The organism is Myxococcus xanthus, assembly GCF_013116825.1.
GTDB lineage: Bacteria > Myxococcota > Myxococcia > Myxococcales > Myxococcaceae > Myxococcus > Myxococcus xanthus_B.
In genome coordinates this window covers 21,528-29,477 of the sequence record NZ_JABFNS010000113.1, presented here as the reverse complement: position 1 = coordinate 29,477, position 7,950 = coordinate 21,528, and the positions used below count along the sequence as shown (strand labels likewise).

General features: G+C 68.7%; 11 protein-coding genes and 1 rRNA gene. 4 read left to right on the top strand and 8 right to left on the bottom strand.

The genetic code is table 11. The features are described 5' to 3' along the window. A 5S ribosomal RNA gene (gene rrf, locus HNV26_RS27530) occupies positions 1-115 on the top strand; the annotation flags it as partial. Positions 116-192: 77 nt separating this feature from the next. On the opposite strand, the gene HNV26_RS27525 is transcribed toward rrf, so the two are convergent. Further along, positions 193-357 (bottom strand): alkaline phosphatase, encoded by a 165-nt coding sequence (locus HNV26_RS27525; protein ID WP_366817007.1) that lies wholly within the window; start codon positions 355-357, stop codon positions 193-195. A gap of 169 nt (positions 358-526) precedes the next feature. On the opposite strand from HNV26_RS27525, the gene HNV26_RS27520 reads away from it, so the two are divergent. Next, the gene (locus tag HNV26_RS27520) at positions 527-970 is read left to right on the top strand and encodes a hypothetical protein (RefSeq protein WP_171443901.1); all 444 of its coding nucleotides are present in this window, start codon (positions 527-529) and stop codon (positions 968-970) included. Positions 971-973: 3 nt separating this feature from the next. On the opposite strand, the gene HNV26_RS27515 is transcribed toward HNV26_RS27520, so the two are convergent. Beyond that, positions 974-1,174, bottom strand: a complete 201-nt coding sequence (locus tag HNV26_RS27515) for a SlyX family protein (protein WP_002640911.1) — start codon at positions 1,172-1,174, stop codon at positions 974-976. Between the two features lie 66 nt (positions 1,175-1,240). Here HNV26_RS27515 and HNV26_RS27510 point away from each other — a divergent pair, with 66 nt between their 5' ends. Then, positions 1,241-1,543, top strand: a complete 303-nt coding sequence (locus tag HNV26_RS27510; protein ID WP_171443900.1) for a hypothetical protein — start codon at positions 1,241-1,243, stop codon at positions 1,541-1,543. An 18-nt stretch (positions 1,544-1,561) separates the two neighbouring features. Here HNV26_RS27510 and HNV26_RS27505 read toward each other — a convergent pair whose 3' ends face one another. From HNV26_RS27505 to HNV26_RS27495, 3 genes are all read right to left on the bottom strand, one after another. Further along, a complete protein-coding gene (locus HNV26_RS27505) occupies positions 1,562-2,554 on the bottom strand; it encodes a tetratricopeptide repeat protein (RefSeq protein WP_171443899.1) in 993 nt (330 codons plus the stop codon). Positions 2,555-2,565: 11 nt separating this feature from the next. Then, positions 2,566-2,910 carry a putative signal transducing protein gene (locus HNV26_RS27500; RefSeq protein WP_140869968.1) on the bottom strand — a complete coding sequence of 115 codons (345 nt, stop codon included), beginning with the start codon at positions 2,908-2,910 and terminating at the stop codon, positions 2,566-2,568. Positions 2,911-3,025: 115 nt separating this feature from the next. Continuing rightward, positions 3,026-3,451: a hypothetical protein gene (locus tag HNV26_RS27495; protein WP_171443898.1), complete on the bottom strand. Its 426-nt coding sequence runs from the start codon at positions 3,449-3,451 to the stop codon at positions 3,026-3,028. A 211-nt stretch (positions 3,452-3,662) separates the two neighbouring features. Here HNV26_RS27495 and HNV26_RS27490 point away from each other — a divergent pair, with 211 nt between their 5' ends. Beyond that, on the top strand, positions 3,663-3,890 hold the full coding sequence (locus HNV26_RS27490) for a hypothetical protein (protein WP_090495650.1): 228 nt from the start codon (positions 3,663-3,665) through the stop codon (positions 3,888-3,890). Positions 3,891-3,995: 105 nt separating this feature from the next. Here HNV26_RS27490 and HNV26_RS27485 read toward each other — a convergent pair whose 3' ends face one another. From HNV26_RS27485 to HNV26_RS27475, 3 genes are read right to left on the bottom strand one after another with little or no spacing between them, the layout of a single operon-like run. After that, positions 3,996-4,835 (bottom strand): hypothetical protein, encoded by an 840-nt coding sequence (locus tag HNV26_RS27485; RefSeq protein WP_171443897.1) that lies wholly within the window; start codon positions 4,833-4,835, stop codon positions 3,996-3,998. After that, the gene (locus tag HNV26_RS27480) at positions 4,832-5,590 is read right to left on the bottom strand and encodes a hypothetical protein (protein ID WP_171443896.1); all 759 of its coding nucleotides are present in this window, start codon (positions 5,588-5,590) and stop codon (positions 4,832-4,834) included. Before HNV26_RS27480 ends, HNV26_RS27485 begins: the two co-directional genes overlap by 4 nt. Further along, positions 5,587-7,767: a TonB-dependent receptor gene (locus HNV26_RS27475; RefSeq protein WP_436410066.1), complete on the bottom strand. Its 2,181-nt coding sequence runs from the start codon at positions 7,765-7,767 to the stop codon at positions 5,587-5,589. The genes HNV26_RS27480 and HNV26_RS27475 overlap by 4 nt, the downstream gene beginning before the upstream one ends. Between the last annotated feature and the right edge of the window lie 183 nt (positions 7,768-7,950).

Sequence of the window (7,950 nt, the reverse complement as noted above, 5' to 3'; positions counted from 1 at the left end):
CGGTGGCTATGTCGGAGGGGTCCCACCCGTTCCCATCCCGAACACGGAAGTTAAGCCCTCCAGAGCCGATGGTACTTCGCGGGAAACCGCGCGGGAGAGTAGGTCGCTGCCGGATTCTTTTTGAGAAACCCCCGGTGTCCCTCGTGGACACCGGGGGTTTTCCGTTTTGGGGCCGTGTGGAGTTTCGGCGCGTCACCGCGGGCGCTGGGCCTGGCGCCGCGCGCGCAGCCGGCGCACGCCCCCCACCGCCAGCAGGGCCGCCGTCGTGGCCAGCACCAGCAGGTGCTCGGCGCGCGCCGCCCCTTTCGCCACCGCGTCCACGCTGTGCGAGAAGGCGTACCCCAGCGCCACCAGCACCGGGGCGCTCGAGGCACGCGTCGCGTTGCAGTGAACGTCCCCCGTCCGCTGCGAGTCGCTGCCTTCCGCTGCGACTGCCTTTGATGATTTGGGGCTCCGTGTTGCTGGTATCGACGCGCCCGGCTTGGTTGAGTGTGGGCTCCCCGCTGTGTTGAGAGGAGCCTCTCGAATGAAGCTGCTTCGTCCTTGCCTTGGCGCGCTGCTCGCGGCCGGCCTCTTCCTCGTACCCACGAACTCGGAGGCGGCTGTCCGTGTCGGGCTTGGGGCTGATTATTGGATTGATGACAGCGCGGTCTTCAACTTCACGCTGGGCGTTGAGACCCCGCTCGCGGGGCCGCTGTCTGTTGGGGCTCGGTTCGGTGCAATGCTCATCACCGAGGGCAACGACATCGGTGTTCCGTTGGACCTGGTCCTGCGTGCGAACCTCGGCAGGTCCGGCGTCTACGTCGAAGGCATGGTCGGACCTTGGCTCGTGTTCGGCCGTGGTGACACCTTCCGAGCGCATGCCGCGTTTGGCTTTGGCCTTCAGGGCAAGGCCGCGAGCATTGGTCTCGAGGTGGGTTACCTGGAGCCCAACCCAACCATTGGTTTGCGGCTCGGCTACAAGTTCTGAGCCTCAATAATGCGGTGGACGCTCGTCATGGCGGGCGTCCACCAGGCCGGGCTCGGCTTCCAGCTTCTGCTTGAGCCGGTCCACCTCTGCTCTCAGCTGGTCGATGACCTTCTGCTGTTCGTACAGCACGCCGCTGAGCTCCTGCAGCAGTTCCTGCTGGTGCATGTAGCGGATTTCCAGCTCGGCGATTCGCTTCTCGTCCATGGGCGTTCACCCATATCCTGGCGAGGCGGCCTGCGTCCCTACCAGGTTGAGCCTTGCTCCCTCCGCATGAACGTCGACGAACACATCCAGCGTGCTCGTGAGCTGCTCGCCCGGAACCAGCCCGAGATGGCCGAGTCCGCTCTCAGCGACGCCATCGATGCCGCTGTCGCCGCCGAGGACATCATCCTGCTGACGCGGGCTCGCTTCGCATTGGGGGAGTTGCTCTTTCAGCAAGGGCGTGATGCGGAGGCGGTTCCCTACCTGCAGGCCGTCGTGCGCACCGAGCGCGTCGATGGCGCCGTGGACGTCGAGGTGAAGGCCTCCGCCCGCATGCTCCGACAGATCCGCGGCGTCGAGCCTCGGGAGTAGGTCTCCGGCCCCTTCACGTCAGGGGATGCTGCAGGACTTCCGAATCAGCTCCGGCTGGCCGGAAAAGCGCCGCTCAAGGTCCATTCGCGTGAGCCGGGCATCGTCGATGCGCCGCTCCTTGACCTGAATCGCGCACAGAGCCGCCATCGCCTTGGGGTCTGCTCGGTCCAGTCGGTCCGCTTGGCGCAAAGCCTCTTCCGCGGTGTCCACCTGGCCCAGCCGATGCCACGCGAGCCCGAGCTCGAAAAAGCCCAGGCTGAGCTTCGGGTCCTCGGCCACCGCCGCGCGGAAGAGCTTCACCGCTTCGGCGTCGTGCCCTTCCCGGCTGTGCACCCTGCCTTGTTCCACCAGGAGCCTGGCATGTGGCAGGCGCCCTTCAAGCTTCTTGAGGATGGCCAGCGCCTCTTCGCCCCGCTTCGCCGCGCTCAGCAGGTGGACGTAGCGCAGTCCGACCAGCGGGTCGCCGGGCGCCTTTCCATGCGCCCGCTCCATCGCTTCGGCCGCGCCCACGACGTCCCCGTCCTTCTCTTGTAGCTCCGCTCGAAGCAGGTCCGGCCGCGCGTCTCGTGGGGCCAGCGTCTCTGCTCGTGACAGGGCCGTGCTCACACACCGGCTCATCCGCTCGACGTCGCAGATTCTCGCCAGCAGAAGCTGGGTTTCGACCTCCTGGGGATTCCGGCGCTCCGCCTCCAAGGCGAGCGCATGGGCGTCATCTGGAGCCCCATCCAGCAGCAGCGTCGCGGCCTCTCGCAGCTCCGCCGGCGTGGCCTTGGTGTCGTCCTTCATCGGCCGCAGGAAAGGGACACGCTGGGACGCGCTCGACATGGCCCGTGCGATGGACAGCCGCTGCTCGGGCATGTTCCTGGAGATGAAAAGCGGAATGAGGTGGATGAGCGTCACCACGATGCACACGATGAGCAGGCTCCGGGTTCCCCGGTTCAGCCTGCGGCGACGCGCTCCCTCTGCTTCCTGCACTTCCGATTCTCCTGGAGGCGCGCTCCGCCTCATCATGCATCCCGCTACTACACTGCCCGCAGTCTTGGACGTAGCCCCGAGGGCAGCTCCAGGCCACAGCTCCAACACAGCTCGAAGTTACCGGGGTTCTCTTCGCGGCACCGTGGACACTCCACCGACCGCTCGGCGTGCTCTTGATTCTCCTGGAGCTCCGCCAAAAGGCCTTTCGCGTGCTCGAGGTCTTGCGGCTCCACCCACAGCTCAATCCAGGTCTCCGCGCTCGGAATCTCGCCGCTCAACGGGGCAAGCGCTTCTCCGCGTACCTCTACCGCTACGCCCATGGCTTCCAGCGCGCCCGCCAGAAGCCGTGCTTCTCCCACCGTGCGATGCACGGACAACTGCACGCGCCTCATGCTCCTGTCTTCACAGAAGCCGAGCTCGGCAGCAACCCCGGCTACGGGCTCGCTCCCGCCCGCCCGATGGGCGGCTTACCTGGTCGGGCGGCACGAGGCGTCGGGCCCTGAGGCGCTACTGCTCTTCTTCGCGCAACTGGTGCGGCAGCACCGCGTGTGCGCGACGAGGGGCCCGGGCATGCAGCTCGGTTGTCAGCAGGCGGTCCAGCTCCTCGAGCAGGGCGTCATAGAGGGGGCCAGCGCCCTGGGCTGGAAGTCGCTCGGCCGCGACGCGCACGCGAGGGGACTCTTCGTCCTCGAACGCGAGCGTCACCGCGAGACCATCTGGCCCACCTGCCTGCGGAGCCATGACGACGGGGGCGGGGGCGCGGCTGGCTTGTTCGAAGAGCGGACCCAGGCGCTGGATTTCCGCTCCCGTGAGGTCGCGCTCGCTGACCACCTCACCCTGCTCCAGCACCTTCAGGTGCTTCATTCCTTCCAGCCGGAGCGCCTGTGCGCCTGTGTTCGTTCGCCCACTGCGCTCGTACGTGACCGTCCTCACGCCGCGTCACCTCCTGGAGCACGAGGTAGGCACCCTTGCTCGCCGCCGCATCCGGCAAAGCCGCGGCTCGCGCATTCCGTGTCCGGCGCCGAGCGATGTCGTGCGCTTCCCGACACCGGACGAACCCCTCCGCACGAGTGTTTCCACCTGGGCCGCTTCCTAGTTTCAGGCCTCCCCGGCACTTTCGCTTGGGGACTCCCGAGGTAGGTCCATGAGCAAGGACAGCGGCAAGAACCAGAACGACCAGCGCGCCAACTCCAAGAATCCGAACAACCCCGCGCACAAGGCGTCGCAGGACAACCGCTCCAACCAAATGAACCCCAATAGCCCTCGGCAGTCGGGCAACAACCCGAACGGCGGGAGCAACAACAGCGGGAACAACTCGACGGGGGGGAACCCCGCGGCGAACTCGTCTGGCTCCTCGCACAACAAGAGCTGAGCTTTGAAGGCTCCAGGCCCAGGGAGGGTCGGCCCCGGGCCTGGGGGTTCATGCTGGCGCGGTGGCCGGCGGTTCGTGCCGCCGCGCCAGCATCCCACCGCGTGGTCAGCGCGCCCGGGGCTCGCACTCACCTTCGCCGCGGTAGTGCCCCAGGTTGCGCGTCAGCGCCGTGACGAAGTCGCGCAGCGTCTGCACGTTGCCCACGCCACCCGTGCCGTACTGGCCCGACGGCAGCTCCGTCAGGTCCACCGCCGCCAGCTCCTCGAGCGTCACCTCTCCGTCGGGACCCGCGATGCCCATGCTGTCCGCGGCGGCCAGCGCGTCGAAGCGCATCTTCGCGTCCGGCGACTGCAGGTCGTCGAAGAAGAGGTGGTCGCCGTGGATGGTGAGCTGCACCGTCTCCTCGCCGTCCTTGGGCACCGTTACGCCCGCGCCCAGGCCCGGGCTCTCGCAGTGCTCGTAGACGGTGTTGGTGGTGAAGCCCCAGGCGAAGCGCTTGGTCTGCGCGCCCTTGGTCGCCGTGCCCTCCATGTAGACGGAGTAGCCGCCGTCCTTCATCCGCGTGACGTCCGCGGCGTCTGCGTTGCCAGCAACCGCGTTGGCGTTGGGCGCGATGGCGAAGCTGACGTGGTCCCACTCCTGGGCCGGCACGTCGCGGAACGTCTCCACCACCACCGGGCCGGGCTTGTGCACGTCGAAGACCCGCGCCTGCGTCATCTCGACGGCGGTCTCGTCGTGGTTGCCGACCTTCACCTCGCCGAGCACCACGAGGAACTTGCTGAAGCGCACCGTCCAGCCGTCCACGATGCCGTCCTCGTCACCCACGGCCGCGGGAATCTCCTTCTCGATGTAGTCCTCGCCATATGCGGTGAACGTCACCGTGCCCGCGCCGTCGCTGCACGCCATCAGTCCCAGACAGGAAAGCCCCAGCATCCACTTCTTCATTGCGCAGCTCCTTCCACCCACGTCACGACGTAGGCAGTGGTGTCTTCCACGCCGCGCACCAGCGCGTTCTGCGCCTGGCTGTCGGCGGGGAAGGTGTAGACGCCATCCGCGTCTGAATCCGTCGCGGTGGCGAAGTCAATGCGGCCCAGCCACGTCCCCAGCTTCACGGCGATGCGCACATGGCCCGCCTCCATCCCCAGCGACTTCTCGAAGCGCACGCCCTGGATGGGCTTGGGCAGGCTCGTCATCGCGTCGAAGCGCCGCTCAACGCCCTCCGCGTTGCGTGCCGTGCCGCGAACGCGCATCGTCTGGCCGCTCAGCACGCCCTGGGGGTCGGTGGCCTGCGTGGGGGCCGTCAGCGTCAGCTCCAGGGAGCCGTACTCGCCCGTCACTGCGCTCGCGTCGCCCAGCGTGGCGCCGGTGAGCAGGTCCACGGTGCGGGTGGTCAGCACCTCGGCCAACGCGTCACCCGGTGAGTAGTGTCCGGGGTGCGCATGGGCCGTGCCGCCAATGAGCGTGTACCAGTCGAAGCGGCGGGCCGTCAGCGCGCGGCCTTCAAAGAAGCGCACCGGGCCCACGGAGAGGTGCGCGGACTCCACCGTCACCGTCCAGCCTCGCTCGTTGGCGCCCGTCATGGGCGTGGACGTCACCTCCACGGGAAAGGTGCGCCGCTCCGCTTCGCTGCCACAGCCGCTCAGGGCCGTGGCCGCAGCGGCCAGGGCCAGCGCGCCGGTGAGGATGTGTCTGCGATTCATAGATGGACCTCCAGGGAGAGCGAGGCCATCCGAGGCGACCCCGCGGTGAAATGTCTTGCCGGGACCAGGCTCGCCGCGGCGGCAGGGTCGAAGCGCGAGCCGTAGACGAACTCGCCATCCCTCCAGCGCGCGTCGAGCAGGTTCGAGACCTCCAGCCTCAGCCCCAGCGCGCCCCGGCGGATGGCGACGTGCGCATCCGCGAGGAACACGGTGGCGCTGCGCTCGCTGAAGGGCAGCGGGCGTGGACCGATGAAGGTGAGCCCCGTGCCCAGCGACAGCGTGCTGCCGCCGAACCCCGTCCAGGTCAGCGGGCCGTCCCAGCCCACGTCAGCGCGCGCGACGAAGGGCGCGAAGTAGGGCAGCAGCGCGTCCGAGGCTCGCACGTAGGCGTGGGCGAACGTGGCGCTGACCGCGGTGACGAGCCCTGGCAGCGGACGGGCCTGGAGCGCGGCGGAGACGCCCGAGCGCAGCGTCTGGCCCGTGTACACAGTCGTGCCCACGGTGTGGTCGAAGAAGAAGTCGTTGTCCACCTGCGAGCCGAAGAGGCTGAGCTGCAGGGCCCAGTGCTCGCCGTCCTTGCGCGAGCCCAGCTCCGCGCCTCGGATGGAGACGAAGGGGGCGCGCTCGCCCTCCGAGAGGCTGCGTGCCTGCGGCGAGCGGAAGCCGTCACCGTAGCTGGCGAACAGGCGCCAGGCGTCCGCGTCATCTCCCAGCGCGTACTCCACGCCTGCCTTCGCGCCCAGGTGGACGCCGAACGCACTGCGCGAATAGCCCTGTCCGTCGTAGTAACGCGGGTCCCGGAAGGCGAGCGCGTCGAAGACCTCCACACCCAGCGCGTCCGCTCGCCCCCCCAACCGGAAGCTCCAGCGGCCCAGCGGTATGCGGGCCTCGGCCCAGCCCCAGACGTCCGTCTGGGTGAAGGCCGCGTCAATCTCATCCGAGAAGAAGGTGCCGTCGGATTCGCGGTAGCGCCGCTGCGTCTGCTCCACGCTGTCTCGCCGTGCGCCCAAGCCCAGCTCCAGCGCGACCGGACGGCCGAAGGCCGTCACGGACCTCCGATGCTCGGCGCGGGCGCCCAGCGTGGTGGCGTTGTTCGTCTGCTCCAGGCCGTCACCGCGCTCGTCGACACGGAAGCCCGTGAAGTTGTTGCGCAGCCGCAGGTCCGAGAGGATGCCGAAGACCTCCAACTTCGTGCGCCCGTTCCCCGTGCGCGGCAGGTCCACGCCGAGCAGCAATTGGTGCCGCGACACCGAGCCGCCCTGCCGGCCCAGGGCGGCGGAGAAGAAGTCGCTGCGGCCCGAAAGCAGGTCGTCCTCGCGCACCACGCCCGGGGAGTCGAAGCGCGTGACGTAGCTGCCCGCGAGTGCGCGAACCGTCAGCCCTTCTCCGAGCGTCGCTTTGGCCTGGGCGAGGAGTGAGGCGCGGCCGTAGCCTCGCTGAGCACCAAAGCCTCTGCCTTCACCCAGCTCCACCGCGGCGAAGGTTCCCGCGTCGTCCCCTGGCCGCACCGTGGCCACCAGCCGACGCTGGCCGTACTGGCCGAGTGTCCCCAGGAGGTGGACGCCGGGCTCGGCGACGCCCAGGTCCATGCGGACGGTTCCCGCGACGGCGAAGTCGCCCTGCGCGGCGCGGTAGGAGCCTTCCGTCACTTCGAGCGCCTGCACGACCTCTGGGATGACGAAGTTGATGTCCGCGTAGCCCAGCGCGTGGATGTGGCTCACCTCGTTCACTGGCAGGCCGCCGACGTCGAGTTCCACGTCCTGGCCGTGCAGTGCGTCGAAGCCGCGGAGGAAGAGCTGTTGGGCCTTGCCCTCTCCGCTGTGTTGCGAGGCCACGAGGCCAGGGACGGCTCGCAGGAGGTCCACTGCGTTCCTGCGTGGCGCGGCGTCCAAGATGTCCCGGCCCAGCGTCACCTCGGACGCGCTCTGCGCGGGCCGCGCGCCGCGCACCACCGTGGACTTTGACGGCGGCTCCTTGGTCTCGAGGTCGGATGCGCTGGTGAGGGATTCCTCCTGCTCCGAGGGGAGAGGACGGGAGCTTGCCTCCGACGAAGGGACGTCGGCGGTTTGGGGGATGGGATGAGCGGTGGAGGCTTCCTTGGGAAGCTGTCCGGGCTCGTTGGCTGGGGACACGCCGGGCGTGCTCGTGGCCTGCTGGATGGCCTTGGATGGCTGCACGACGGGCAACTGCGCGGCGGACTCACCAGAGGACGCTGCGGACCGGGCTTGTGCCGACCCGCCAGATGCCTGGTGCGCCGTGTTCACGAATGGCGGCGCGTCGTCATGTTCGCTCGTCCCCGTGCCTGCCGCGGCACGCTCGGACGCGGGAGATGGCTCTCGTGCCGCAGCTGGCGGACGATT

Coding starts and splice junctions, on each gene's coding strand:
- HNV26_RS27490 (WP_090495650.1), top strand. CDS start 3,663: ATGAGCAAGGACAGCGGCAAGAACCAGAACGACCAGCGCGCCAACTCC.
- HNV26_RS27505 (WP_171443899.1), bottom strand. CDS start 2,554: ATGATGAGGCGGAGCGCGCCTCCAGGAGAATCGGAAGTGCAGGAAGCA.
- HNV26_RS27480 (WP_171443896.1), bottom strand. CDS start 5,590: ATGAATCGCAGACACATCCTCACCGGCGCGCTGGCCCTGGCCGCTGCG.
- HNV26_RS27515 (WP_002640911.1), bottom strand. CDS start 1,174: ATGGACGAGAAGCGAATCGCCGAGCTGGAAATCCGCTACATGCACCAG.
- HNV26_RS27500 (WP_140869968.1), bottom strand. CDS start 2,910: ATGAGGCGCGTGCAGTTGTCCGTGCATCGCACGGTGGGAGAAGCACGG.
- HNV26_RS27510 (WP_171443900.1), top strand. CDS start 1,241: ATGAACGTCGACGAACACATCCAGCGTGCTCGTGAGCTGCTCGCCCGG.
- HNV26_RS27520 (WP_171443901.1), top strand. CDS start 527: ATGAAGCTGCTTCGTCCTTGCCTTGGCGCGCTGCTCGCGGCCGGCCTC.
- HNV26_RS27485 (WP_171443897.1), bottom strand. CDS start 4,835: ATGAAGAAGTGGATGCTGGGGCTTTCCTGTCTGGGACTGATGGCGTGC.